This is a genomic window from Serratia sp. CY37869, from assembly GCF_052168895.1.
GTDB classification, from domain to species: Bacteria; Pseudomonadota; Gammaproteobacteria; order Enterobacterales; family Enterobacteriaceae; genus Serratia; species Serratia ureilytica.
This window is the reverse complement of the sequence record NZ_JBJNLU010000002.1, coordinates 42,809-67,210: the sequence shown is the minus strand read 5'-3', so window position 1 is coordinate 67,210 and position 24,402 is coordinate 42,809. Positions and strand designations below refer to the sequence as shown.

Sequence of the window (24,402 nt, the reverse complement as noted above, 5' to 3'; positions counted from 1 at the left end):
CGTCCATTAGCTTCTCAACTTACGATGCCCCTCTACCGCCTGGCGCATACCCCACTAAACCAATCGCTTAATAAGTGAGTTGAGCCTGGCGTTTTGCCTAAATTGCGCGCACGCGCTTTCCTCCGATGTAACATTTCGTTACCATCGGCGCACAGACCCTTTAACATCAAAAGGTAACCCGGTGCAGAACACCTACATGCCGTGGCAAATTCGCCTGCACTGGCTGGTGGCGATCCTGCTGGTCATCACCTGCGTCACCATCGAGCTGCGGGGCTTTGCCGAACCGGGCAGCGCACCGTGGTACGCGCTGGTTGTCACCCACTTCAGCAGCGGCGTGACGGTGTTTGTGCTGATGCTGGCCCGCCTGCTCCTGCGTCGGCGCCACGCCTCGCCCGCCATCGTGCCCAAACCGCCGAAGTGGCAAACCGGCATGGCGCACCTGACGCATACCCTGATTTATCTGCTGCTGCTGACGCTGCCAGTGCTGGGGGTGTATTCGCGCTATCTGGGCGGCAAGGAGTGGTATCTGTTCGGCCTGTCGATGCCGTTCACCGACGTGGCCGATCGGCCGCAGGCGCGGATGATTATCGGCTGGCATAAAACGCTGGCCTTATTCGGCTACTGGCTGATCGGCCTGCATGCCGCCGCCGCGCTGTTCCATCACTACATCGTCAAGGACAATGCGCTGGTGCGCATGCTGCCATTGATGAAAAAACGCTGAATACCCGGCGCCAGGGATGAATTTTCGGGCCACGCCCGCTGACAGGGAATGACATGCAAACCCAATTTTTTAATGTGACCGTCGAACAATGCGCCAGCCAACAGACGGCGCCCGACAATCTGGTGAGGATCATCGCCTCCGGCCAGACGTTCTTTTTTTACCGTGACGACTTCAGCGACAGCGAAAATCTGCTGGCCACGCTCGCCGCCGGCGATCGGGTGAAGATCGGCGCTCACCGCCTGCGTGACGGCAGCTACTGGCTGCACTGGCTGCTGCACGGCACGAAAGGCCGGCTGGAACCCGACAGAACGCTTAAATACAAGCTGAAATACTTCGCCCTGCTGGTGCTGGGCGCGGCGCTGGCCGGTGGCTTCCCGGCCGCCTTTTTCATCATGGACCGGGAAGACTCCTGGCTGACCATTGTCCTGTTCTTTATCGCCATCATCGCCGGCCTTATCGGCATCGGCATAGTGCTGTTCGTCGGTTCGGAGCTTCTGCTGATCGGGCACCGCGGCCGCAGGCGCCTGCTCCGGGCGCTGGATCGCGTGCTGCTGGGGCAAGACGTCACGCCGCCCGATTCGCTCAGCCTGAAAATCCCCGGCATCAGATACCGGGCCGTCCGCAAAGACGCCGTGCCGACGACCGCACCGCTGCAGACCGCACTTCCCCTTCCTGACGGCGTCGAGGCCTCCGGCATCGAGACGGTCAACGCCCTGAGCTACGAACTTCGCCACTATGAGATCCCGCGGCAGGTGCAGTATTTGGACACTTACGCGTGGCGTCAGAACGAGACGCACTTCGCGGTGACGACCCGCGCGCTCAACGTCCCCACGACCAAACTGCATCCGGTATTTCGTCGGCAGCATCCGCTTTTCATCGCTAAGGGCGATCCGCTGCAGGTGTTGTACTGCGAGAACGACACCGTCCCCGAGTTGCCTACGGTACGTGGGATCATCAATCATCGCGACCACCAAACCTATCTCATCGGCGGCAATCGCTACTTCACCGAAGCCGGCCTTAACCTGAGCGCGCGTGTCGTTTTCATCCTGGGCGCGATCATGATGTGTTTGATGCTCGGTCTGATCGTGTGGGATAACGCCGATACCCCAGCGGGCTTTTACCTGGATGCCTGGACCCTGAAGCGCCTCGGCAGTGAGTTGCCGCCGATTCTGCTGCTGATGATGCTGATGGTCAGCGGCCTGGCGCTGCTGATCGAGGGCTTCGCCCAGATCTGCCGCCTCTACGCTTTTGAACAGCACCGCACGTTTAAGACGTTCAAATACCTGCGCAATCTGCGCCGCAGGCTATGGCGGCAGGAACAGGTGACGGAGCTGAAATGATGACGCTAGCGCTTTATAAAAGACCCCTTATTATCCTGACGCTGTTTTTGGCCAGCGCGCTGGGCGTCTATTTCCTCGCCCCTGAACAACGCTATGCGCAGTGGCAATGGACCCAGAGCGACGAGGCGTTGCCGACGATAGCCCGTTACGATCTCATCCACAGCTACCCGGCGCAGAACGGCGCTCTGCTGCTCATCAGCAAAAGGAGCGAACGCGGGGCTTACAATAGCTTTTACGGCTGGGCGGCAAACTACCTCAGCCAGGTGTTATTCACCGGCCCGAAGGGGTTGCAGATGCTGGGGCAACTCGACGAGTTGATCTACGATGCAGTTTGCGTCGAGCAGGAGTGCGTGCTTTTTCTGTCCAAAGGGCGCCGGCTGGTCGATGTGCAACGTGGCACCCTCGGGGCGCTGATCCCCTGGCCGGAGGGTGACGACAACCTGCCTTCCTTTATCGGCGGCAAACTGGTGGCGCTGCCGGGGCAACGCGCGCTGTATTTCATCAGCACCGAAGGCGTATTCTACAGCCCGGACTTTGGCGCCCATTGGCGGCAAACGCTGGATCTGCCGGCACAGCTGGACGCGCGGCAGCTGCTGGGCTTTGAGCGCGGCGAGGAGGACTCACCGACGGCTAACGCCGCCGGTAAGCGCAAATCCATGCCCGAGATCTTTACCGCCGTTGATGGCGATCGCGTGCTGTTCTGGATGAACCCGGTGCTCGGTTCCGGCGCCCTGCACATCGCCGTTAACGGCAAAACCGGCGAGGTGGCCGAACTGCATTGGCTAACGGTGCGCGTGAAGGAAAGCGCGCAGGCTCCGGATGGCGGCATCTACCTGATCGCCCAAACGCTGGACAGAGGGCTGTATCAGCTCCTGCGTTATCAATCCGACGGGCAGTTGGCGGTACTGTTGGAAAACGGCGATAAATCGCTGTATCAGCTGTGGGCGGGCAACGACAAGCTGGTCTCCCAAACGGATAACGGCGATGCGCGTCTTTCGCTGATTTTCGATCTGCGCTCATCCGACGTGCGCTACCGACAGCCGTTGGAGTACCGCTACAACGGGCGCGACGACGCACGCCAAACCGTGATCGAACCGGAAAGCCACTATGGCGATGACGGGAAGACCCCGCCACTGCCCTACTTCGTTCGCTATCGTTCCACTACGCCATGAACAGAAGGAACTTGCCATGCTGTTAGGCTATGGCGCCGGCGCCGCAGGATTGCTGGCGCTGTTGTTGGCCCTGCTGCTCGCCGGCATCCTGATCGCCTGGTGGGGCCGGCGCTACATCGCCGCCCGCTGCGGCCGACCGCGACCGCCGCTCTCCTGGGGCGGCTATCTGTTGGCCTCGGCGCTGGCGATCTACCCGGTGGCGTTCGCGCTGATGCTGATCGACATTGCCATCCAGGACATCAAGAGCCAGCGGGCGGAAGCTCGTTGGAATCAACGCAGCTACCTGACGCTCGACGAGGCAAAGCCGTTCGGTGAAACGACGCTGCCGAAAGGCAGTTGGGTAAACCGCCAGGATCCACGCCTGCCCGGCACCGAAGACAGCCCTATCACGATGAACGGCGTGACCGCCGTGCGTTTTCCTCAGCCACAGAGCGTAGCCGGCGTGCCGATCATCGCCTTCGAGGTTTTACCGCCGGTGATGGAGCTGGCGAGCGCGCACACCTTTACCCGCCCGAGCGGCCAAAGGGTGCACTGCGAAGCCGGTTGGCTGGTCACCTTCTTGTTGCCGCCGGATCGGCCGGCCCCGCAGTGGGAGGAGTGGCAGGCCGGGCTGCCTGCGGCGGCGTTTCGGCCCAGCGACTGGATCTTTAGGGAGTGCTTCTCCGGCAGCCCGATCGCGGTGCTGACCTTGCACGACGGCGAAGTCAGGGTGCTGCCCTAAGCCTTACGCCGTGGCGTTGGGCAAACGCACGGTCACGCGGTTGTTGGCCGTTGGCAACTGCAGCGGCGTTTCCTGCCAACTTACCGCGATAACCAATACCGGCGGGGCCGGCACGCGCGGCTCACGCCCGCCTGGCCCCACGCTGTAGGCATCCCATTCAATCACAAACACCCCGCCGTCTTGCGGCTCGACCCGCTCGACGAAAAAGGTGGTGTCCGAACCGCGCCCGCCCGCCGGTTTATGCGCATAAGAGAGCAGGCTGAACCACTCGCCGGCGAAGTAGAGATGGTATAGGCCATCGACGATATGCTCGCCGCGGAACTGGCAGCCGCCGACGCTCAAACCGTCACCCGACGGGGATTCCGCCACGCGTTCGAGATCGCGCACGAAGCGATCGGTCGGCCTGTTATCCAACAACAGTTCATAAGGCGGCGTGTGCAGCAGCGCGGCAGGATCGTCCGCCTGGCGCAGATCCGCCGGCAACATCGCGCGCGCCGCCAGCACGCGGCCGCTGGGCAACGTGATCTCCAGCCGATCCGCCGGATCCGCTACCCACTGCGGCACCCACAGACCGCGCACAAGGTGCAACGGCGTGGCTTCCACCTGCCGACACGTCGCCCGCAGCCGCACCAACGCCTCAACGGAACCGGCGGCCAAGGCTCCCAGCTCGCGATCGGTCAACGCAGGCAGCGCATACATCGCCCGGGCGGCGGGCTCGTATACCGTCAGCTCCTCTCCCTCGCGGCTGCGGGTCGGTATCAGGCGCAGCTTGCCATCGTCCACGTCCTGCGGCGCGGCACAGGCGCCATGCACAATCGCCCCGTCGCGCAGCAGCAGCGTCCAAAAGCTGGGGCCGCCCATGCCCAGTTCCCCCACGCCGCCAATCTGCCGGTCGCTGTCGCCGGCGTGCGCCATCTCAATCGGCTGCGAACGCCAGTCGGTCTTACGCCACTCTGTCGCCTCTTCGGGTTCTTGCCCGCTTTTAGCGGCGCGCTTCGCCCATTGCAGCACGGCAAACAGCGCGATGCACAGCACACCCCAAACCGAGTGATCCTGCCAAATCAATAACCAACCGACGATCAAAAGCGCCCAGGCGGCCATGGCGATATCCTTTTCGAAGAGAAAACCGCCTGATTCTAGCTCAGGCGGTTAGTGGGGTTGAAGCCTATGCCATGAATAATTAGCCGTTAAATAGAAAGGTAATAATTTCAGCGTTATTTCTGTGACTATGAAGATCACATAAATAATGCTTCACTGCGTGATTCCAACATAAAAACATAACCCTCTGTATCTCAATAAATATTTATTGCTCGCTTAAGAAACAGAAAGCGTAACGAGGAAAAAAATCGCAATAATTTGTACATATTCTAAACATTGACTATGTTTAGACATACTATTTATATGCAGGAAAAAATACCGAATAAAAAATCAGACAGGCGCTTAAAAAATTAACACCACCTTGCTTACCGCGAGGAAGAAAAACTCTTTTCCAGCAATATTCCGAGGATATTTTATCTCCACGGAACGGGTCACTTTGCGTTTTATCAGGCCAATAGGCTACACACCGCAATTAATATCATTATTAGCATTCCGGAGACCGACAATGAAAATCGTTACGGGCATTATCCTTACCTCTGTAGCCGCCTTCAGCGGCGCGGCTTACGCTGCCGATGCGCAGCCTACCACCGGCAACGCGGAAGTGATGCTGGAACACGTGCACGCCGTGATGGAAAACGGCAGCCCGGCGCCGCAGCACGACGCCGCCTGCCAAAAAGAACTTTCCATGCCGGAATCGAAATATATGGGCATGAAGGTCAAAACCGATTACACCATCAACAGCAGCACTATGATGATGTCGGCCAAGTCGATGTTCCCATCGCCGGATTCCATGAAACCCATGGAGCTGACGGTCGATCTCTCTGCGCTGGGCCTGGCGGATATGTATGCCTTCGGCGCCTTTAAACCGGCTGCACTACCGCAGGCCTATATTTATTTCACCATCGACAAGGATTTTAAAAATCCGGTCAGCACCTTTATGATCATTAACCAAGGCAAGCAATATAACTGCGTGATCTCCAGCTCGAATAAAATGATGAGCAAAGAGATGCGCGGCAAGATGATGATGAAGAAACAGTAACGGAATAAAAAACGGCGCTTCCCGCAACAGGAAGCGCCGTCAAAAAAACCTTAAATCAGACCAGGATTGTATTTCTGGTTGAACTTCTCTTCCGATTGGAACAGATAAATAATGCCTTCGATAAAGCCGACAATCGATGGGATCCCCGTCCAGCAGAACAGCAGGTAGAACAGCCCCCACCACTTCATCCCTAAGTAAAACTTGTGAATGCCCAGTCCGCCCAGGAAGATGGCCAACAGGGCCGCCGCGAGCTTGTCTTTTCTGCTCATAGTTCACTTCTCCTAACTTCTCACCGAACCACCGGCATGCCTAAAAACGGATGCCGCTCCACAGAGCGCCGCATCGCAATGCTTGAGGAGGAAAACATTCATCCATCAAGGCTCAACAGGGGTAATTATAACAGCGATTAATTAAACGGTTGTTTAACCGGCGAAAGGATAAGCAGGGGGATGCATGGAAAGTGAGGCTACAGATACTCGGTTTCGGCTCAAAAAAACACGCACGCTCGCAGGAGCTCGTCGGCATAATAGATGAGCGAAAATTATCCCGCAGCCGTCATTGTAAGAGATAAGGTTAAAACAGATTTTCATTGCCTGATATCGGCATATCGTTATAATTTTTAGTTTCCCTGGTGAATGCCTGCAGACGATTAATAGCAGCTCACTTGCAGGTGTTCAAAAAATGATTATATCACGACGCTAAAGCCCATCACTTTGAGTATTATGCGCCGCAATCGCATTCGCCATCAGTGCATAATCCTTGATGACCCCTTGGTGACGACGCCCTGAGCAGAAAATAAAATCACAGCGTTGCTCATCTTCGATCAGTTTTTTTGCCAGATGCCTGACTCGCAATTTGGGTGTTGCATTAATTCTGGTCACCCGCCCTCTTTCAGTTTCATTACTTTGCGGATGAACCTTTTCTTCATACTCGCCAATCATCAGGGTTATTTTATTAACGCTTTCAGCGATTGTTAACTTGCCATCAGGAAGCAACGCCCCATTCCCCCACCAGATCGATGGACTGGCCGCTAGATAATTTTGAAACGCGTCAGGATGGTTCAACAGCGTATAAAGTACAAAATGCCCGCCATGTGAATGACCTGCCAGCGTTTGTTTGTCTGTATTGATTGAGTAGCGTGACTCAACCCAGGGCTTAACGCATGCGGTGATAAACTGATAAAATGCCGGCGCTCCGCCACCGTCAATAAACTCTTTATCATCAGAGGGAACCGTATAGTCGCGGGTTCTTGCTTTTAGTATATCCACCCCATCCTGATAGCCGATGCCCACATAAAGAATATTGTCGTTGTTTCTACTCTGATGGCGTTCGGTCAGCTTGGAGAATTGAGTATTGGCATCGAGAAAGTAAAGCGCTTTTAAATCGCCATGCGCTTGCTTGTCATGAGCAATAAAAACCCTATAACGTTGACCATTAAAGTTAAAGTCCTTCGTTCTTGAAATCAAACATCCACGCATAACAACCTCACTTTATAAATAAGCCAGTGATTTAACATTGGCGATAATGTCTTTTCCCAGATAAGAAAAGACGGTGAGGTTCAACCGTAGCAACGTATTATTCTGCTTACGACGCTTGCTGGTTGTGTGAATGATTAAACAAACACGTTTGTATTATACCTTGCAGCATATTGCCACATAGCGATAAGCAGAAATATCAACCGCAAGCGTTGCAGACGCCAGTGCTGCGTATTTTTACTAAGGAAGGCAGTGAAACTTGAAATGGTGCCGATAATAGGAGTCGAACCTACGACCTTCGCATTACGAATGCGCTGCTCTACCAACTGAGCTATATCGGCATCGAGCCGGGCCTGCGGGGCAAGCCGGAAGTGCGTTGAACAAGGTAGACCTGCGCGCGAAATGAGTCAATAGCCGCCGGGGCGTTTGGTTGTTTTGCAAGCAACCAGACTGTCGTGCAGTCCCCCTTTTCCAAAAACAATCAGGGCGCAGCCCGCTGCGCCCTGACCTCTTTATGACCGCAATGCGGCCTTAGCTGCGCACCAGATCGTCGCCGTAGCCGATCCACTTGTAGGTGGTCAGCGCGTCCAGGCCCATCGGGCCGCGGGCGTGCAGTTTCTGGGTGCTCACCGCCACTTCCGCGCCCAGGCCGAACTGGCCGCCGTCGGTGAAGCGGGTGCTGGCGTTGACGTACACCGCCGAGGAGTCCACCGCGCGCACGAAGTGCTCGGCGCTGCTCAGCGAGCGGGTGAGGATCGCGTCGGAGTGGTTGGTGCCGTGAGTGCGGATGTGGTCGATGGCCTGATCGATATCGTCCACCAGCGATACGTTCAGATCCAGCGACAGCCATTCGTCGTCGTAATCCTCCGCGTTCACCGGCACCACCGTCGCCGGGCCGCCCTGCAGCAGCGGCAGCGCGTTTTCCGCCGCGTGCAGCGTCACGCCCGCCGCCGCCATTTTGGCGCTCAGCGCCGGCAGGAACTCGGCGGCGATGCTGCGGTTCACCAGCAGCGTCTCCAGCGAGTTACAGGCGCTTGGGCGCTGGATCTTGGCGTTTTCAATCACCGTCAGCGCCTTGTCGAAGTCGACATCGGCATCCACGTAGGTGTGGCACACGCCGATGCCGCCGGTGATCACCGGGATGGTCGATTGCTCGCGGCACAGCTTGTGCAGGCCGGCGCCGCCGCGCGGGATCAGCATGTCGACGTAGCGATCCAGGCGCAGCAGTTCGTTCACCAGCGCGCGATCCGGGCTGTCGATCGCCTGCACCGCCGCCGCCGGCAGGCCACACTGTTCCAACGCCTGCTGGATCACTTTCACCGTCGCCTGGTTGGTGTTATGCGTCTCTTTACCGCCGCGCAGGATCACTGCGTTGCCGGTTTTCAGGCACAGGCTGGCGACGTCGATGGTGACGTTCGGCCGCGCCTCGTAAATCACGCCGATCACGCCGAGCGGCACCCGCCGGCGCTCCAGCTTCAGCCCGCTGTCCAGCAGGTTGCCGTCCAGCACGTGGCCGACCGGATCGTTCAGGCGGCACACCTGGCGCACGTCGTTGGCGATCGCCGCCAGCCGCGCCGGGGTCAGCAACAGGCGATCGAGCAGCGCTTCGCTCATGCCGGTGGCGCGCGCCTGCGCCATGTCTTGTTCATTCGCCAGCAGGATCGCTTCACTGTTGGCTTCCAGCCTGTCGGCCATCACCGACAGCACCTGATTCTTCTTCGCCGTGCTCAGTACCGCCAGCTGCCAGGAGGCCTGCTTGGCGGCCTTCCCCATCTGCTCCAGCATGCTCTCTCCTTAACTGACAATCATATCGTCGCGGTGCACTGCCACCGGACCGTATTCATAACCGAGGATCTCGCTGATTTCCTGCGAGTGGTGCCCGGCGATCATGCGCATCGCGTCGCTGTTGTAGCGGCTGACGCCGTGCGCCAGATCGCGCCCCATCAGGTTGCGGATACGGATCACTTCGCCGCGCGAGAAGTCGCCCTTCACTTCGCGGATGCCCTTTGGCAACAGCGAGCTGCCGCGCGCCATCATCGCTTCCACCGCGCCGTCGTCGACGGTGATCTCACCGGCCGGTGGCGCGCCAAAGATCCAGCGCTTGCGGTTTTCCAGCGGGGTTTCCAACGCGTGGAAACGGGTGCCCACCGGTTTGCCTTCGATCACGTCCGCCACCACGCCCGGCTTGCTGCCCGCGGCGATCACCACGTCGATGCCGGCGCGGCAGGCCACGTCGGCCGCCTGCAGCTTGGTGCCCATGCCGCCGGTGCCCAGACCGGAGACGCTGTCGCCGGCGATGGCGCGCAGCGCGTCGTCGATGCCGTGCACTTCACGGATCAGTTCGGCCTGCGGGTTGTTGCGCGGATCGGCGGTGTAGAGGCCCTGCTGATCGGTCAGCAGCAGCAGTTTGTCGGCCCCGGCCAGAATGGCCGCCAGCGCCGACAGGTTATCGTTGTCGCCCACCTTGATTTCGGCGGTGGCGACGGCGTCGTTCTCATTGATTACCGGCACGATGCGGTTGTCCAGCAGCGCCGTCATGGTGTCGCGCGCGTTGAGGAAGCGCTCGCGGTCTTCCAGATCGGCGCGCGTCAGCAGCATCTGCCCGACGTGGATACCGTAAATGGAGAACAGCTGTTCCCACAGCTGGATCAGCCGGCTCTGCCCCACCGCTGCCAGCAGCTGCTTGGAAGCGATGGTGGCGGGCAGCTCGGGGTAGCCCAGGTGTTCGCGCCCGGCGGCGATGGCGCCGGAAGTGACGATGACAATGCGGTGGCCCGCGGCGTGTTGCTGCGCACATTGGCGCACCAATTCGACGATGTGGGCGCGGTTCAGACGCAGCGATCCGCCGGTCAACACGCTGGTGCCCAATTTCACAACCAATGTCTGGCTGCCGTTCATAGTATTTCTGCCGTGTGTAATGATGAGAAGAAGAGTGCAAAGGTCTTTGTAACAGGAGAGACGCGTTATGCCAACAGGCACAACGCGAAATCAGCACAATACGTGGTCAAACGGGGTCAGGCGGAGAGTTTGATCAGTTTTTCTTTGAAATCGTCGGCGGGTTCCAGCCCCAGTTCCATGGTCGCCAGCAGCTCGCCCAGGCGGCGATGGAAGTCGCGCAGGGTGTCTTCCAGCTTGGCGCTCACTTCATCATCCTTAATGTTTTGCGCCGTCCAGTCGCCTTCCTTGTCGAACAGGCCGAATTGGTAGGAATAGGTGAAGCGCGCCTCTTCCGCCTGCAGCTCCATCCACCAGCCCCAGAACTCGCGCTTCTCCGGAGCGGGCTTTACATTGACGCAGACGGCCAAACAATCAAAGAAAAAACGGTCGTTTTCACATTGCCCTTCACGCAGGTACGGCCCCAAGCTGGCAAAACGTTTCATTAGTCGGCTTTTAGGGTGACCACTCGGTAACGTCATTCTCTAACCTCCTCAATGTAGACCACTCTTTTTAACAAACTGTTAAAATTTAGCAACTAATTAACGCATTTTGTCCCTCAGCCAACCGGACATCTGCAGCAGCGCCCGGTGGAAGCTGTCGTAAACCGGGGTGCGCGGGATGGCGACCAGCTTGCCGCTCACCGAGGAGGTGACGATCAGCTGCGACTCCTCTTTCGGGCTGAGCGTATCGCGCTCCCAGTAGCCGGAGATCATCGGCGTCGGGCAACGGCGCCCCAGCAGCCCCTGCATTTTCAGCGAGTAGCTGTTCAGCTCCACCTTCAGCACGTTGTCGGAAGCGTTGGCCATGCCCATGCGGCTGGCCAGCACGTCCATATACATGTCCGGCACGTTCAGCTGGGTGCTGCTGTCACACAGCAGGCGATGCACCACCGGCCCCAGGCAGGCTACGCCGCGCAGCCGCTGCGGCTCCAGATAAGCCAGCCGCACCGCCACATTGGCGCCGAAGCGGAAGCCGAAGGCGCTCACCCGCTGATGATCCACCCACGGCACCGAGGCCAGCTGGATCAGCACCTGCTGGTGCAGGTAGCTGGAGTCCTGCGTCAGCTTCCACTTGCAGGAGGAGCCGATCGACGGCATATCGAGCGTCAGCATGGCGATGCCGTACGGCGCCAGGTAGTCGCGGAACAGGCGGTGGTAGTCGGTCTGCAGCGTGTCGAGGCTGCCGCACATCAGCACCGTCGGGAACGGCGCTTCGCCCTTCTCCGGCATGTGCAGGAAGCCGGTGACGCTGGCGCCGCCTTCAATGCGAAACTCCAGCTCTTTCAGCTGATACGGCAGAAGCAGCGCCGCCTCTTCGTAAGCGCGGTTGGCGAGCATCTCCGCCTGTTCGGCCAGCTCGTCGCCCTTCAGGTGCGGGTAACCGGCGATGCTGTACAGGCTCGCGGCCTTCAGCCAGTATTCGCCGCCGAGCAGCGGATCCTGCTGCTCCGTCGCCCGCTGCTGCCACTGCATGCCCTGATGGATCCACTCGTAGATCCAGTTGCCGTTGCGGTAGCCCACCACGGTATCCAGCCGCTGCGGGTTGCTGCGCTCGGCGTCCGAGGCGGCGATGCGCGCCAGCACTTCGTGGATTTCGATCGGGCTGACGCCGCGCCAGGCCCACAGCAGCGGATTCAGCATGCGGTACCAGCTGCCGGTGGTGTCGCCTTCCAATGCGGAATGCATGGCGGCGCTCACTTTGTTACGCGCACGCAGCACCAGCGTCGAGGTTTCGGGGTGTTTGAATTTGGGCTTGAAAAGAATTTCAGAAAGGTTGGCCTGTGCCATGGTAACAACAGCCTCCGTAAATCTGGCGATAGGCCGCAAAAGGCCTACTTAACTGGAGGTAGTGTACCTAACTCTGGCGGGATAAACCAAGATAACGCAAACGCCCGGCATAACCGGGCGTCAGGCGGCTGACAAAGGAGGAAAAAGCGTGGTTTTTCCTCCTTTGTGGTCAACGGCCGAAAATCAATAAATTGATTTTCCTTATTTTTTATATCTTGCCTTCGGTAAGCCTGACAACGCCATCACGTTTATCATTAAACAAACGCCCGGCATAACCGGGCGTTGACTTGGAACTGGCTGGGCTTAGCGACCGCCGATCGGGGGAACGAAGCTGACGCCCATGTCCCACGGCTGTTCGATCCAGGTATCCTGCGGGATGTCGACTTCGTAGTCGTCCACCAGCGGACGACCCGCTGGTTTGGCGAAGATGGTGACGAAATGCGCTTTCGGGTACATATCGCGGATCGCTTTCGCGGTGCCGCCGGTATCCACCAGATCGTCCACCACGATGAAGCCTTCACCGTCGCCTTCGGCGCGCTTGAGCACTTTCATTTCGCGTTGGTTGTCATGGTCATAGCTGGAAATGCAGACGGTATCCACATAGCGGATGCCCAGTTCGCGCGCCAGCAGGCCCGCCGGTACCAGACCGCCGCGGCTTACGGCAATGATGCCTGTCCATTTGTCGGCAGGCAGCAGGCGGTGCGCCAGCTTGCGTGCGTGCATTTGCAGCATATCCCAGGTAACAACGTATTTTTCGCTCATAGAATCGTGTCCCAGCCGGCGGTGAAGCGGCTTATTTATAGTTCAGGGGAAAAAAGGTTGCGCGAGATTATAGAGACTGGCCGCGTTGAATTCCAGCTGTACCGAGGAAAACCTCGCGATTTCCGCCGGGCGGCTTTTCGGTGATTGATGCTGAAAAAACGAGCGTTCCCGCCGCGAAGCCGTGTGATCAAGCGCTTAAACCGCACAATACGGGGCGCGCACCGCCGGAAATAAAGTGATATTCTCTGACGATCGTGCCACGACGCACAGATACCCGCTCACCTTAACCGCGCGGCACGCCCGTCCTGTCGGAGCTTGCCGTCACAGGAGACTTATAGTGTCTGAATTGTCTCAGCTTTCGCCACAGCCGCTGTGGGATATTTTCGCCAAGATCTGTTCTATCCCGCACCCTTCTTATCATGAAGAAGCGCTGGCGCAGCACATCCTCACCTGGGCCAAAGAAAAGAACCTGCACGCCGAGCGCGATCAGGTCGGCAATATCCTGCTGCGCAAACCGGCCACCAAAGGCATGGAAAATCGCAAGCCGGTGGCGCTGCAAGCGCACCTGGACATGGTGCCGCAAAAGAATAACGACACCGTGCACGACTTCGCCAAGGATCCGATCCAGCCTTATATCGCCGGCGAGTGGGTGAAAGCGCGCGGCACCACGCTGGGCGCCGATAACGGCATCGGCATGGCCTCCGCCCTGGCGGTGCTGGCCGACGACAGCGTTGAGCACGGCCCGCTGGAAGTCCTGCTGACCATGACCGAAGAAGCGGGGATGGACGGCGCCTTCGGGCTGCAGCCGAACTGGCTGCAGGCGGACATCCTGATCAATACCGATTCCGAAGAAGAAGGCGAAATCTACATGGGTTGCGCCGGCGGTATCGACTTCATCACGACCCTGCCGCTGCAGCGCGAAGCGGTGCCGACCGGTTACCAAACCCTGAAGCTGACCCTCAAGGGCCTGAAAGGCGGCCATTCCGGCGCCGAGATCCACGTCGGGCTGGGCAACGCCAACAAACTGCTGGCGCGCTTCCTATTCGCCCATGCGGAGGCGCTGAACCTGCGCGTGCTGGACCTGAACGGCGGCACCCTGCGCAACGCCATCCCGCGTGAAGCCTCCGCGGTGGTAGCGGTGCCGGCAGAAAAAGCCGACGCGCTGAAAGCGCTGAGCCAAGAGTTCCTGGCCGTGCTGCAGAACGAACTCTCCGCCAAAGAGAAGAACATCACCGTGCTGCTGGAGCCGACCACCAGCGCTTCGCAGGCGCTGAGCGCCGACAGCCAGCAACGCTTCCTGGCGCTACTGAACGGCACGCCGAACGGCGTGATCCGCATGAGCGACGCGGTGAAAGGCGTGGTGGAAACCTCGCTGAACGTCGGCGTAGTCACCACCAGCGAAAACGAAGCGGAAATCATCTGCCTGATCCGCTCCCTGATCGACAGCGGCAAAGATTACGTTGTCGAGATGCTGACCGCGCTGGGCCAGCTGGCCGGCGCCAACGTGGCGCCGAAGGGGGGCTACCCGGGCTGGCAGCCGGACGCCGACTCGCCGGTGATGCACTTGGTGCGCGAGCTGTATCAGGAGCTGTTCAACAAGACGCCGAACATCATGGTGATCCACGCCGGTCTGGAATGCGGTCTGTTCAAAAAGCCGTATCCAAACATGGATATGGTATCGATCGGGCCAACCATCACCGGCCCGCACTCGCCGGATGAGCAAGTGCATATCGAAAGCGTCGGTCTGTACTGGAAGCTGCTGACCTCGCTGCTGAAAGCAATCCCTGAGCGCGCGTAATCTGCACGCTTAACGCAAAAAGCCGGCGACTCGCCGGCTTTTTTATTCCCAAGGCAGCGCCAGCTGCCGCTCCAGCTGCGGATCGAGCAGCGTCACATGCAACCCCACCAGCCGCACGCCGCGCCCTTCGCGCCGCTCGCGCCACGCCTGCCGCGCCACCTCCAGCAAATCCTGCCGGTTCAACACCGGGAAGACGTGCTCCTGGGTGGTTTGCTGAAAATCCTGAAACTTCAGCTTCACGCCCTGCCGGGCGATGTGCAGATCCGGCTTTACCTTGCGCAGCCGCATCTCCAGCTCGGGATAGAGTTTGTCGATAATCAGCGTTTCGCAGTCTTCCCAGTCGTGAATGTCTTCCGCCAGCGTGCGCTCCACCCCCACCGATTTGCGCAGCCGCTCCGCCGAGATTTCGCGCCGATCGATGCCCTGGCACCGCTCCCACAGCACCCGGCCGAATTTGCCGAAGCGCTTGAGCAGCTGCGCCAAATCGTATTGCTGCACGTCGGCGCAGGTGATGAGCCCCACTTCCTCCAGCCGTTTGGCGGTCACCTTGCCGACGCCGGGGATCTTGCTGAGCGGCAGCTGCTGCAAAAACGCCGGCACCTGCGCCGGCGTGATCACGTATTGCCCGTTCGGCTTGTTCATCTCGGAGGCGATTTTGGCGAGAAACTTGATCGGCGCGACGCCGGCCGACGCGGTCAGGTTCAGCTCGTCGGCGATCGCCTGACGGATTTCCTGGGCGATCAGCGTCGCCGAACCGTTGCATTGCGGGCTGTCGGTCACGTCGAGATAGGCTTCATCAAGCGACAGCGGCTCGATCAACGGGGTATAGCGGGCGAAGATTTCGCGGATGTGCAGCGAAGCCTCTTTATAGGCCGCCATGCGCCCCGGCAGCAGGGTGAGATGCGGACACAGCTTGAGCGCCATCGCCGTGGACATGGCGCTGTGTACGCCATAGCGCCGCGCCGGGTAGTTGGCGGTGCTGATCACCCCGCGCCGATCGGCGCTGCCGCCAATCGCCAACGGAATATCGCGCAGGCTGGGATCGTCGCGCATTTCCACCGCCGCGAAGAAGCAGTCCATATCGACATGAATGATTTTACGCATCGCACCCTCCAGTAACACTGTATAAGTATACAGTCAGATACCGAAAGCTCAAGGCCGCAGGGTTCGATGAAAGCGCCGTTTCCGCCAGATATTTCCGCGTTGTTAAAAAAGCTTAATTTTTCAATAGTATGATTTCCGCCATCCCGTGCGGCTCACCACAACGATAACGACAAGGTACCCTACATGATCAGATTTTCTCATTTGCTGCTGGCTTCCGCGCTGTCGCTGAGCGCGCTGGCGGCCAGCGCCGCCGCCGGTCATGCGCCGGCGATCGTCGCCCACCGCGGCGGCACCGCCGATGCGCCGGAGAACACCCGCATCGCTATCGAAACGGCATTGAAAAACGGCGCCGACGCCATTTGGATCACCCTGCAAGAATCCAAAGACGGCGTCATCGTGCTGTACCGCCCCTCGGATCTGAAAGCGTTGACCAACCGGCAGGGCCCGGTCTCTGCCTATACCGCCGCGCAGCTGGCCGAGACCGATGCCGGCTGGGCCTTCGCCAAGGGTGACGCCCACCCGTTCCGCGGCCAGGGCATCGGCATTCCGCGCCTCGACGACGTGCTGAAGGCGTTTCCGCACGTCACCTTTTATCTGGACATCAAATCCCCGGACGCCGATCCGGCGCAGTTTGGCCAGGCGCTGCTGGCGACGTTGCAAAGCACCGACAGCCTGAACCGCACCCGCGTCTACTCTACCGACGCCAAATACCTGCAGGCGCTGCCGCCGGCCATCCCGCGCTTTGAAAGCCGCGACGAGACCCGCACGCTGCTGGCCAACGTCACCATGGCGCACCAGTGCGACGTCAAACCGGACAACCGGCAGCCGCGCTGGTACGGGCTGGAGCTGAAGCGCGAGGTGGAGGTGGTAGAGAAATATACCCTCGGCGAAGGGCGTTCGAAGGCGTTTCTGACCTGGGATAAAGAGTCGATGGACTGTTTCCGCTCGCAGGGCCCGGCGCACATCATCCTGTTCGGGGTCAACTCGCCGCAGGAATATCAGCAGGCGCTGGCGCTGGGCGCCGACGGCGTGATGGTTAACTCCCCGGCCGAGGCGAAAAGCTTCCGCAAGACGAAATAAAAAACCCGGCCAAGGCCGGGTTTTCGCTACAGCTACAGAATGCGGTGCTTTTCCAACTGCTCGCGCCGCTGCGCCGCTTTGGCTTCGCGTTTTTTGCGCGCATCGCACGGCTCCGGGCAGTCGCAGACTTTCTCCATGCCCAGCGCGGTGATGCCGCCGCAGCTGCCCTGCAGGCTTTTGCGTTTGAACACGTAACCCAGCGACATCCCGCCGACGATCAGCAGAAACAACACGAAGGTAGCGGCGAATACCGTCAACATAGCAACCTCACGAACGCTTTTTCAGATAGGGCTTGAACGCGTCTGAATAACGCTCCTCAAACCCGTCGGCGGTTTTCACGATCATGAACACCGGGATGCCGAGCAGGTTAGCCAGCGCCAGGCCGCGCTCCGGCCCCATCACGTTCAGGCCGGTGGACAGGCCGTCGGCGGTCATGCAGGTCGGGCTCAGCACGGTGATCGACACCAAACGGTGGTGAATTGGCCTGCCGGTGACCGGATCGATGGTGTGCGAATAGCGCACTCCGTCCTGCTCGAAGTAGTTGCGATAGTCACCCGAGGTGGCGATCGACATCTCCCCCGGCTGGATCACCAGCTGCGCCTGCTGCTGCGTACCGGCGGTCGGGCGCTCGATGGCGATGCGCCACGGCTTTTGCTCGCCGTTATGCCCACGCGTGCGCACCTCCCCGCCGATATCCACCATGTAGTTTTGCACGTGTTGCGATTGCAGGTACTCCGCCACCACGTCCACGCCGTATCCTTTGGCGATCGACGACAGGTCGACATACAGCTCGGGGATGCTTTTCACCAGCGCGCTGCCCTGCACCGACAGTTTGTCGGCCCCGGTCCAGGCGCGGCGCTGCGCCAGCTCCGCCTCGCTCGGCACTTTATCCGGCCGCCCTTCCGGGCCGAAGCCCCACAGGTTGACCAGCGGCCCGACGGTCACGTCCAGCGCGCCGTCGGTGACGCGGTTGATGCGCAGCGCTTCGCTCACCACCTCAGCGGTGGCCGGCGAAACCGGGAACGGCCGGTCAATGTCGCGGCTGGCGTTGAAGCGGCTCAGTTCGGAGTCCGGCCGGTAGGTGGACATCTGGTCGTTCACCTGCTCCAGCCGCTTGTCGATCTCCGCCTGCATCTCGCGCGCCGACGGCGTATCGTCACCGGTCACGTAACGGATCGAATACGAGGTGCCCATGGTTTTACCCGTCAGATCCACCTGTTCCGGCCCGCAGCCGGTCAGCAGCAGGGTGGCGCTCAGCGCCACGCCCGTCAGCCAGTTCTTCATCGCCCATGCGCGCATTTAGCCACCAAAGTCATCCAGCATGATGTTTTCGTCTTCGACACCCAGATCTTTGAGCATCTTGATCACCGCGGCGTTCATCATCGGCGGCCCGCACATGTAAAACTCGCAGTCCTCCGGCGCCGGGTGGTTCTTCAGGTAGTTCTCCAGCAGAACATTATGGATAAAGCCGGTGTAGCCGGTCCAGTTATCTTCCGGCTGCGGATCCGACAGCGCCACGTGCCAGGTGAAGTTTTCGTTCTCCGCCTGCAGCTGGTTGAAGTCGTCTTCATAGAACATCTCGCGCAGCGAACGCGCACCGTACCAGAAGGTGATCTTGCGTTTCGAGTTCAAACGCTTGAGCTGATCGAAGATGTGCGAACGCATCGGCGCCATGCCCGCGCCGCCGCCGATAAAGATCATTTCGGCGTCGGTGTCCTTGGCGAAGAACTCGCCGAACGGCCCGGAGATGGTCACCTTGTCGCCCGGCTTCAGCGACCAGATATAGGAAGACATGATGCCCGGCGGCACGTCCGGATTGTTGGGCGGCGGCGTGGCGATACGCACGTTGAGCATGATGATGCCCTTCTCTTCCGGGTAGTTGGCCATCGAGTAGGCGCGCACCGTGGTGTCGTTCACCGTCGAACGGTAGCGGAACAGGTTGAACTTGTCCCAGTCGCCGCGATACTCCTGCGGCACGTCGAAGTCGGCGTAACTGATGTCGTGCGCCGGCGCTTCGATCTGGATGAAACCGCCCGCGCGGAACGGCACGTCTTCGCCATCGGGGATCTTCAGCTTCAGCTCTTTGATAAAGGTGGCTTTGTTATCGTTGGAGATAACCTCGCACTCCCATTTCTTCACGCCGAAGATCTCTTCCGGCAGCTCGATCTTCAGGTTCTGCTTCACGTTCACCTGGCACGCCAGGCGGCACCCTTCTTTCGCTTCGCGCTTGTTGATGTGCGAGAGCTCGGTCGGCAGGATATCGCCGCCGCCCTCTTTGATCACCACCCGGCACTGGCCGCAGGAGCCGCCGCCGCCGCAAGCCGAGGAGACGAAGATCCCCTGGCTGGAGAGCACGTTGAGCAGCTTGTCGCCCGCAGGCGCATGGAAGCTTTTATCCAGATCGCCATTGATTTCCACCGCGATGTCGCCGGTGTTCACCAGCTTCGATTTGGCGAACAGGATCAGCAACACCAGCACCATCACGATGGCGGTGAACATCGCTACGCCTAAAATAATTTCCATAAATTCTTCCCGCCTTTACAACTGAACACCGGAGAAGGACATGAAGCCCAGCGCCATCAGTCCGGTGGTGATAAAGGTAATGCCCAGACCGCGCAGCCCTGCCGGCACGTTGGCATACTTGAGTTTTTCGCGGATCCCCGCCATGGCGACGATCGCCAGCATCCAGCCGGTGCCGGAACCAAAGCCGTACACCACCGATTCGGCGAAGTTGTAGTCGCGCTGCACCATGAAGGACACGCCACCGAAGATGGCGCAGTTCACGGTGATGAGCGGCAGGAAGATGCCGAGCGCGTTATACAGCGACGGGAAGAAGCGATCGAGGATCATCTCCAATATCTGCACCAGCGCTGCGATCACGCCGATGAAGGTGATGAAGTTGAGGAAGCTCAGATCGACGCCTTCCACCAGCGCGCCGTCGCGCAGGATCAGGTTGTAGACCAGGTTATTCACCGGCACCGAAATGCCGAGCACGATGGTCACCGCGATGCCCAGGCCAAAGGCGGTCGACACCTTCTTCGACACCGCCAGGAAAGTACACATCCCGAGGAAGAACGCCAGCGCCATGTTCTCGACGAACACCGCGCGCACAAACAGGCTGATATAGTGTTCCATCGGCCTTTACTCCTTTTCGATCTGCGCCGGCTTCAGGGTGCGCAGCACCCAGATCAGCAGGCCGATGATGAAGAACGCACTCGGCGCCAGCAGGAACAGGCCGTTCGGCTGATACCAGCCGCCGTTCTGCACCGTTTCCAGCACCGGAACGCCGAACAGCTTGCCGGAGCCAATCAGCTCGCGCAGGAAACCGACCAGCACCAGGATCACCCCGTAACCCAGCCCGTTGCCGATGCCGTCCATAAAGCTCTCGATCGGCGGCGACTTCATGGCGTAGGCCTCGGCGCGCCCCATCACGATGCAGTTGGTGATGATAAGGCCGACGAACACCGACAGCTGCTTGGAGATCTCGAACGCATAGGCGCGCAACAGCTGATCGACCACGATCACCAGCGAGGCGATGATCGCCATCTGCACGATGATGCGCACGCTGTTGGGAATATGATGACGGATCAGCGAGATGAAGAAGCTGGAGAACGCGGTCACCAGCGTCACCGCAATGGTCATCACCACCGCCGTTTCCAGCTTGGTGGTCACCGCCAGCGCCGAACAGACGCCCAGCACCTGCAGGGCGATCGGGTTATTGTCGAACAGCGGCCCCAGCAGGACCCGCTTTATCTCTTTGGAATCAGCCATTTTTCAACGCTCCTTCACGAACTTTTTTCAGGAACGGGCCGAAGCCGTGCTCGCCCAACCAGAAATCAAACGTATGCTGCACGCCGTTGGAGGTCAGCGTGGCGCCGGACAGGCCATCCACCCCGTGTACGTCCCCCTGACGCGCGCCGCCTTTCACCACGCGGATCGCCGGCTGGCCGTTGTCGTCGAACAGCTGCTTGCCGACCCACTGCTGGCGCCAGGACGGGTTCTCGACCTCACCGCCCAGCCCCGGCGTTTCCCCCTGGTCGTAGTAGGTGATGCCCTTGACCGTGTTGCCGTCGTTATCCAATGCCACGAAGGCGTACATCATCGACCACAGACCGGTGCCGTATACCGGCAACACAATCTTGTTCACCTGGCCGCTTTCATCGCGCACCAGGTAGATTTCCGCCTGGTTGCTGCGGCGCTTGATGCCAGCCGGATCGTCGCCCGCGGGCAACGCCACGCTTTTGGCGTCGTCGCGCAGCGCGGCGCCCAGATCGAACGCCGCCGCCTTGCCGGCGACAAATTCGCCGCTGTTCAGATCCACCAGGCGCGGTTCGATGCGCTCGCTGTACAGGCGCTTGACCTGCTCGCTCTCCATTTTCGGCTGCAACAGGCCGGCTACGTCGAGAATATTGCGCTGCTTGTCGAGCAGCTTTTGCTCCTGCTGTTTGGACTTCAGGCCGACGGCGGAGCCCGCCACCACCACTGAACACACCAGACACAGCAGCAGCACTACCAGCAGCGTTTTACCGATGCCGTCGTTTTTCGCTTCATTCGCCACGGGCTTTTCTCCGCTTGATGTTGGCCTGCACCACCAGGTAATCGAACAGCGGCGCGAACAGGTTGGCGAACAGGATCGCCAGCATCATGCCTTCCGGATAGGCGGGGTTGACCACCCGGATCAGCACGCACATCACGCCGATCAGAATGCCGTACCACCATTTCCCCTTGTTGGTGAAGGAGGCGGAAACCGGGTCGGTCGCCATAAAGATCATGCCGAAGGCGAAGCCGCCCAGCACCAGATGCCAGTACCACGGCATGGCAAACATCGGATTGGTGTCCGAACCGATGGCGTTGAACAACAGGGCGGAAGCCACCATGCCGAGCATCACGCCGGCGACGATGCGCCAGGAGGCCACGCGGCCGAACAGGATAATCGCCCCGCCGATCAGGATCATCAGCGTGGAGACTTCACCGATGGAGCCGGGAATGTTGCCGAGGAAGGCGTCCAGCCAACTGATGGACTGGCCGGTGGCCACGTTGCTCAGGCTGTGCGCCCCGCCTGCGCTCCACTGCGCCAGCGGCGTCGCGCCGGAGAAACCGTCCGCGGAGGTCCACACCAAGTCACCGGAGATCTGCGCCGGATAGGCGAAGAACAGGAAGGCGCGGCCGGCCAGCGCCGGGTTGAGGAAGTTGCGCCCGGTGCCGCCGAAGATCTCTTTGGCCACCACCACGCCGAAGGTGATGCCCAGCGCGGCCTGCCACAGCGGCAGGGTCGGCGGCACGATCAGCGCGAACAGGATAGAAGTGACGAAGAAGCCTTCGTTGACCTCATGCTTGCGGATAATGGCGAACAGCACTTCCCAGAAGCCGCCGACGACGAACACCACGGCGTAGATCGGCAGGAAGTAACAGGCGCCCAGCACCATCTTGCTGACCCAGCCGGCGTCGGCCGCCAGCGAGGCGCCGAGCCACTGCGCCAGGCGATAATGCCAGTCGCCCGCCAGCACCTGTTGCAGCGCGTCGCCGCTGTACAGATGGTGCAGCGCCGGGATCGCCTGCTGGCCGACGTTGTACATGCCCCAGAACATCGCCGGGAACACCGCCAGCCACACCAGGATCATCATGCGTTTCAAATCGATGGCGTCGCGCACGTGCGAAGCGCCGCGCGTCACCGTGCCGGGGGTATAAAACACCGTGGTGGTCGCTTCATACAGCGGGTACCACTTTTCCAGTTTGCCGCCCGGCGTGAAGTGATGCTCTATCTTCTCAAAATAATTCTTCAGGCCCATCGGTTATCCTTCCTGCTCAATCTTGGTCAGCACCTCGCGCAGCACCGGCGCGTACTCATACTTGCCGGGGCAAACGAAGGTGCACAACGCCAGATCTTCCTCGTCCAGCTCCAGGCAGCCCAGCGCCTGCGCACTGTCGCTGTCGCCCGCCAGCAAATCGCGCAGCAGCAGCGTCGGCAAAATATCCAGCGGCATCACCCGCTCATAGTTGCCGATCGGCACCATGGCGCGTTCGCCGCCGTTAGTGGTGGTCGAGAAGGCGAACAGTTTGTTTTTCAGGAAGTGGCCCAGCGTGGTGCGGGTAATGGAGAACTTGTTCGGCGACGGCACGATCCAGCCGAACAGCTCTTTGTCGCGCCCTTCTTCCAGCACCGACACCTGCGAGTGGAAACGGCCCAGCCAGGCGTTCGGCCCGGCGGCCTGCATACCGTTCAGCACCGAACCGGAGATCACCCGGTTCTCGCCCTCTTTCAGGCGGCCGGCGGTCAGCTCATCGAGGCTGGCTCCCAGGCGGGTGCGCAGCAGCGTCGGCTGCGCCACCTGCGGCCCGGCCAGCGCCACGACCCGGCGGGTATCGAGCTTACCGGTGGTGAACAGGGTGCCGATGGCGATCGCGTCCTGGTAACCGATGTGCCAAACGGTTTTCTTCAGGCTGACCGGTTCAAGGAAGTGAATATGGGTGCCCGCCAGCCCGGCGGGATGCGGGCCGGCAAATTCGCTGTAGGCGATCTGCGGGCCGCTCTGCTGGCCAACCGAGGCGCCGGCGGCGTGGCATACGTGCACCTTGCCCGCCGTCAGACGCGCCAAGACCACCAGCCCGGCGTTGAAGGCCGCCTGCTGTTCGGCGATGATCACCTGCGGATCGGCGGCCAACGGTTGGGTATCCATCGCGGTGACGAAAATGGCGCGCGGTTCGCTGCCGGGGCTTGGCGTTTTGCTGAACGGGCGGGTGCGCAGCGCGGTCCACAGGCCGCTGGCGATCAGTTCGCTTTCGACCTGTTCGCGCGGCAGTTGGCTGAGTTCACCCAACGGATAATGCGCAAACTCAAGCTGATCGTCGCCGCCGTTTTCCAGCGCAATCACCACCGATTGCAAGACGCGCCGCTCGCCGCGGTTAATCGCGACGATGCGGCCGCTGGCGGGAGCCGTGAAGAAAACCCCGGGGTTTTTCTTATCTTCGAACAACGCCTGGCCTTTCTTAACGGTATCGCCTTCCTGCACCAGCATGGAGGGACGCATTCCGACATACTCTTCCCCAAGCAGGGCGACATGCTGAATGTTCGGGCCATCTTGGATCGCCTGAACCGGGGCTCCGGCTATCGGCAGATCTAACCCTTTTCTGATCTTAATCATAGGATTTATACGATGTAGTTTGGTTTACACGTCTGACCGGCCCCAGAGGCGGGTGCTGACGATGCCAGGATTGCCGGGCAGTGCGCACAACGGCACGCCCAACATGAACTTTCTCGCAGTGAAAAACTGGGGTAACGCGCATTCCCTTGAATCCCCCTTCCGTTGTTTGCGCGACAGTCGATGTGTTAACGGCATGTAGCCAAATAACCATCAAAACGGCCGGGTT

24 protein-coding genes and 1 tRNA gene are annotated in these 24,402 nt (G+C 60.1%); 7 read left to right on the top strand and 18 right to left on the bottom strand.

Going from position 1 to position 24,402, the window contains the following annotated elements; translation table 11 throughout:
* Positions 1-196: 196 nt before the first annotated feature.
* Genes cybB through ACJ8J1_RS10495 form a run of 4 tightly spaced genes read left to right on the top strand, consistent with a single transcriptional unit; the run spans position 197 to position 3,954 of the window.
* Entirely contained in the window at positions 197-721 is a 525-nt protein-coding gene (cybB, locus tag ACJ8J1_RS10510; RefSeq protein ID WP_033644201.1) for a cytochrome b561, read from the top strand.
* Between the two features lie 53 nt (positions 722-774).
* Positions 775-2,061 carry a hypothetical protein gene (locus tag ACJ8J1_RS10505; protein ID WP_033641990.1) on the top strand — a complete coding sequence of 429 codons (1,287 nt, stop codon included), beginning with the start codon at positions 775-777 and terminating at the stop codon, positions 2,059-2,061.
* A complete protein-coding gene (locus ACJ8J1_RS10500; RefSeq protein ID WP_033641989.1) occupies positions 2,058-3,233 on the top strand; it encodes a hypothetical protein in 1,176 nt (391 codons plus the stop codon). Before ACJ8J1_RS10505 ends, ACJ8J1_RS10500 begins: the two co-directional genes overlap by 4 nt.
* Before the next feature lie 16 nt (positions 3,234-3,249).
* Positions 3,250-3,954, top strand: a complete 705-nt coding sequence (locus ACJ8J1_RS10495; RefSeq protein ID WP_033641988.1) for a hypothetical protein — start codon at positions 3,250-3,252, stop codon at positions 3,952-3,954.
* 3 nt (positions 3,955-3,957) lie between these two features.
* On the opposite strand, the gene ACJ8J1_RS10490 is transcribed toward ACJ8J1_RS10495, so the two are convergent.
* The gene (locus ACJ8J1_RS10490) at positions 3,958-5,055 is read right to left on the bottom strand and encodes a hypothetical protein (RefSeq protein WP_033641987.1); all 1,098 of its coding nucleotides are present in this window, start codon (positions 5,053-5,055) and stop codon (positions 3,958-3,960) included.
* A gap of 502 nt (positions 5,056-5,557) precedes the next feature.
* On the opposite strand from ACJ8J1_RS10490, the gene ACJ8J1_RS10485 reads away from it, so the two are divergent.
* The gene (locus ACJ8J1_RS10485) at positions 5,558-6,091 is read left to right on the top strand and encodes a hypothetical protein (RefSeq protein WP_033641986.1); all 534 of its coding nucleotides are present in this window, start codon (positions 5,558-5,560) and stop codon (positions 6,089-6,091) included.
* Between the two features lie 50 nt (positions 6,092-6,141).
* Here the strand turns inward: ACJ8J1_RS10485 and ACJ8J1_RS10480 are convergent, their stop codons facing one another.
* The 8 genes from ACJ8J1_RS10480 to gpt form a co-directional block, all read right to left on the bottom strand.
* Entirely contained in the window at positions 6,142-6,360 is a 219-nt protein-coding gene (locus ACJ8J1_RS10480) for a TM2 domain-containing protein (RefSeq protein WP_033641985.1), read from the bottom strand.
* Positions 6,361-6,789: 429 nt separating this feature from the next.
* A complete protein-coding gene (locus tag ACJ8J1_RS10475) occupies positions 6,790-7,569 on the bottom strand; it encodes an alpha/beta hydrolase (protein ID WP_033641984.1) in 780 nt (259 codons plus the stop codon).
* Between the two features lie 262 nt (positions 7,570-7,831).
* Positions 7,832-7,907 (bottom strand) — tRNA-Thr (locus tag ACJ8J1_RS10470).
* Between the two features lie 190 nt (positions 7,908-8,097).
* Complete coding sequence (gene proA / locus ACJ8J1_RS10465; RefSeq protein ID WP_033641983.1) at positions 8,098-9,351, bottom strand: glutamate-5-semialdehyde dehydrogenase; 1,254 nt, start codon at positions 9,349-9,351, stop codon at positions 8,098-8,100.
* 9 nt (positions 9,352-9,360) lie between these two features.
* Positions 9,361-10,464, bottom strand: a complete 1,104-nt coding sequence (proB, locus tag ACJ8J1_RS10460; RefSeq protein WP_033641982.1) for a glutamate 5-kinase — start codon at positions 10,462-10,464, stop codon at positions 9,361-9,363.
* A 116-nt stretch (positions 10,465-10,580) separates the two neighbouring features.
* Complete coding sequence (crl, locus tag ACJ8J1_RS10455) at positions 10,581-10,982, bottom strand: sigma factor-binding protein Crl (protein ID WP_033641981.1); 402 nt, start codon at positions 10,980-10,982, stop codon at positions 10,581-10,583.
* Positions 10,983-11,042: 60 nt separating this feature from the next.
* Positions 11,043-12,290: an esterase FrsA gene (gene frsA / locus ACJ8J1_RS10450; RefSeq protein ID WP_033641980.1), complete on the bottom strand. Its 1,248-nt coding sequence runs from the start codon at positions 12,288-12,290 to the stop codon at positions 11,043-11,045.
* Positions 12,291-12,593: 303 nt separating this feature from the next.
* Positions 12,594-13,052 (bottom strand): xanthine phosphoribosyltransferase, encoded by a 459-nt coding sequence (gene gpt / locus ACJ8J1_RS10445; protein WP_025301674.1) that lies wholly within the window; start codon positions 13,050-13,052, stop codon positions 12,594-12,596.
* 337 nt (positions 13,053-13,389) lie between these two features.
* Between gpt and pepD the strand changes: the two genes are divergently transcribed.
* The gene (gene pepD / locus ACJ8J1_RS10440) at positions 13,390-14,850 is read left to right on the top strand and encodes a beta-Ala-His dipeptidase (protein ID WP_033641979.1); all 1,461 of its coding nucleotides are present in this window, start codon (positions 13,390-13,392) and stop codon (positions 14,848-14,850) included.
* A gap of 42 nt (positions 14,851-14,892) precedes the next feature.
* Here the strand turns inward: pepD and dinB are convergent, their stop codons facing one another.
* On the bottom strand, positions 14,893-15,954 hold the full coding sequence (gene dinB / locus ACJ8J1_RS10435; protein WP_033641978.1) for a DNA polymerase IV: 1,062 nt from the start codon (positions 15,952-15,954) through the stop codon (positions 14,893-14,895).
* 183 nt (positions 15,955-16,137) lie between these two features.
* Between dinB and ACJ8J1_RS10430 the strand changes: the two genes are divergently transcribed.
* On the top strand, positions 16,138-17,034 hold the full coding sequence (locus ACJ8J1_RS10430; RefSeq protein ID WP_033641977.1) for a glycerophosphodiester phosphodiesterase family protein: 897 nt from the start codon (positions 16,138-16,140) through the stop codon (positions 17,032-17,034).
* A gap of 32 nt (positions 17,035-17,066) precedes the next feature.
* On the opposite strand, the gene nqrM is transcribed toward ACJ8J1_RS10430, so the two are convergent.
* From nqrM to ACJ8J1_RS10390, 8 genes are read right to left on the bottom strand one after another with little or no spacing between them, the layout of a single operon-like run.
* Positions 17,067-17,294: a (Na+)-NQR maturation NqrM gene (gene nqrM / locus ACJ8J1_RS10425; RefSeq protein ID WP_016928987.1), complete on the bottom strand. Its 228-nt coding sequence runs from the start codon at positions 17,292-17,294 to the stop codon at positions 17,067-17,069.
* 7 nt (positions 17,295-17,301) lie between these two features.
* Complete coding sequence (locus tag ACJ8J1_RS10420) at positions 17,302-18,333, bottom strand: FAD:protein FMN transferase (RefSeq protein ID WP_103682157.1); 1,032 nt, start codon at positions 18,331-18,333, stop codon at positions 17,302-17,304.
* Positions 18,334-19,557 (bottom strand): NADH:ubiquinone reductase (Na(+)-transporting) subunit F, encoded by a 1,224-nt coding sequence (gene nqrF / locus ACJ8J1_RS10415; protein ID WP_033634097.1) that lies wholly within the window; start codon positions 19,555-19,557, stop codon positions 18,334-18,336.
* 15 nt (positions 19,558-19,572) lie between these two features.
* Positions 19,573-20,169, bottom strand: a complete 597-nt coding sequence (gene nqrE / locus ACJ8J1_RS10410) for an NADH:ubiquinone reductase (Na(+)-transporting) subunit E (RefSeq protein WP_004930235.1) — start codon at positions 20,167-20,169, stop codon at positions 19,573-19,575.
* Between the two features lie 6 nt (positions 20,170-20,175).
* Positions 20,176-20,805: an NADH:ubiquinone reductase (Na(+)-transporting) subunit D gene (locus ACJ8J1_RS10405; protein WP_004930232.1), complete on the bottom strand. Its 630-nt coding sequence runs from the start codon at positions 20,803-20,805 to the stop codon at positions 20,176-20,178.
* Positions 20,798-21,592, bottom strand: coding sequence for a Na(+)-translocating NADH-quinone reductase subunit C (locus ACJ8J1_RS10400; protein WP_033641975.1), 795 nt, complete (start codon positions 21,590-21,592; stop codon positions 20,798-20,800). Before ACJ8J1_RS10400 ends, ACJ8J1_RS10405 begins: the two co-directional genes overlap by 8 nt.
* On the bottom strand, positions 21,582-22,823 hold the full coding sequence (locus ACJ8J1_RS10395) for an NADH:ubiquinone reductase (Na(+)-transporting) subunit B (protein ID WP_016928991.1): 1,242 nt from the start codon (positions 22,821-22,823) through the stop codon (positions 21,582-21,584). The genes ACJ8J1_RS10400 and ACJ8J1_RS10395 overlap by 11 nt, the downstream gene beginning before the upstream one ends.
* A gap of 3 nt (positions 22,824-22,826) precedes the next feature.
* Entirely contained in the window at positions 22,827-24,176 is a 1,350-nt protein-coding gene (locus ACJ8J1_RS10390) for a Na(+)-translocating NADH-quinone reductase subunit A (RefSeq protein WP_033641974.1), read from the bottom strand.
* Positions 24,177-24,402: the final 226 nt, after the last annotated feature.

Coding starts and splice junctions, on each gene's coding strand:
- cybB (WP_033644201.1), top strand. CDS start 197: ATGCCGTGGCAAATTCGCCTGCACTGGCTGGTGGCGATCCTGCTGGTC.
- ACJ8J1_RS10505 (WP_033641990.1), top strand. CDS start 775: ATGCAAACCCAATTTTTTAATGTGACCGTCGAACAATGCGCCAGCCAA.
- ACJ8J1_RS10500 (WP_033641989.1), top strand. CDS start 2,058: ATGATGACGCTAGCGCTTTATAAAAGACCCCTTATTATCCTGACGCTG.
- ACJ8J1_RS10495 (WP_033641988.1), top strand. CDS start 3,250: ATGCTGTTAGGCTATGGCGCCGGCGCCGCAGGATTGCTGGCGCTGTTG.
- ACJ8J1_RS10490 (WP_033641987.1), bottom strand. CDS start 5,055: ATGGCCGCCTGGGCGCTTTTGATCGTCGGTTGGTTATTGATTTGGCAG.
- ACJ8J1_RS10485 (WP_033641986.1), top strand. CDS start 5,558: ATGAAAATCGTTACGGGCATTATCCTTACCTCTGTAGCCGCCTTCAGC.
- ACJ8J1_RS10480 (WP_033641985.1), bottom strand. CDS start 6,360: ATGAGCAGAAAAGACAAGCTCGCGGCGGCCCTGTTGGCCATCTTCCTG.
- ACJ8J1_RS10475 (WP_033641984.1), bottom strand. CDS start 7,569: ATGCGTGGATGTTTGATTTCAAGAACGAAGGACTTTAACTTTAATGGT.
- proA (WP_033641983.1), bottom strand. CDS start 9,351: ATGCTGGAGCAGATGGGGAAGGCCGCCAAGCAGGCCTCCTGGCAGCTG.
- proB (WP_033641982.1), bottom strand. CDS start 10,464: ATGAACGGCAGCCAGACATTGGTTGTGAAATTGGGCACCAGCGTGTTG.
- crl (WP_033641981.1), bottom strand. CDS start 10,982: ATGACGTTACCGAGTGGTCACCCTAAAAGCCGACTAATGAAACGTTTT.
- frsA (WP_033641980.1), bottom strand. CDS start 12,290: ATGGCACAGGCCAACCTTTCTGAAATTCTTTTCAAGCCCAAATTCAAA.
- gpt (WP_025301674.1), bottom strand. CDS start 13,052: ATGAGCGAAAAATACGTTGTTACCTGGGATATGCTGCAAATGCACGCA.
- dinB (WP_033641978.1), bottom strand. CDS start 15,954: ATGCGTAAAATCATTCATGTCGATATGGACTGCTTCTTCGCGGCGGTG.
- ACJ8J1_RS10430 (WP_033641977.1), top strand. CDS start 16,138: ATGATCAGATTTTCTCATTTGCTGCTGGCTTCCGCGCTGTCGCTGAGC.
- nqrM (WP_016928987.1), bottom strand. CDS start 17,294: ATGTTGACGGTATTCGCCGCTACCTTCGTGTTGTTTCTGCTGATCGTC.
- ACJ8J1_RS10420 (WP_103682157.1), bottom strand. CDS start 18,333: ATGCGCGCATGGGCGATGAAGAACTGGCTGACGGGCGTGGCGCTGAGC.
- nqrF (WP_033634097.1), bottom strand. CDS start 19,557: ATGGAAATTATTTTAGGCGTAGCGATGTTCACCGCCATCGTGATGGTG.
- nqrE (WP_004930235.1), bottom strand. CDS start 20,169: ATGGAACACTATATCAGCCTGTTTGTGCGCGCGGTGTTCGTCGAGAAC.
- ACJ8J1_RS10405 (WP_004930232.1), bottom strand. CDS start 20,805: ATGGCTGATTCCAAAGAGATAAAGCGGGTCCTGCTGGGGCCGCTGTTC.
- ACJ8J1_RS10395 (WP_016928991.1), bottom strand. CDS start 22,823: ATGGGCCTGAAGAATTATTTTGAGAAGATAGAGCATCACTTCACGCCG.
- ACJ8J1_RS10390 (WP_033641974.1), bottom strand. CDS start 24,176: ATGATTAAGATCAGAAAAGGGTTAGATCTGCCGATAGCCGGAGCCCCG.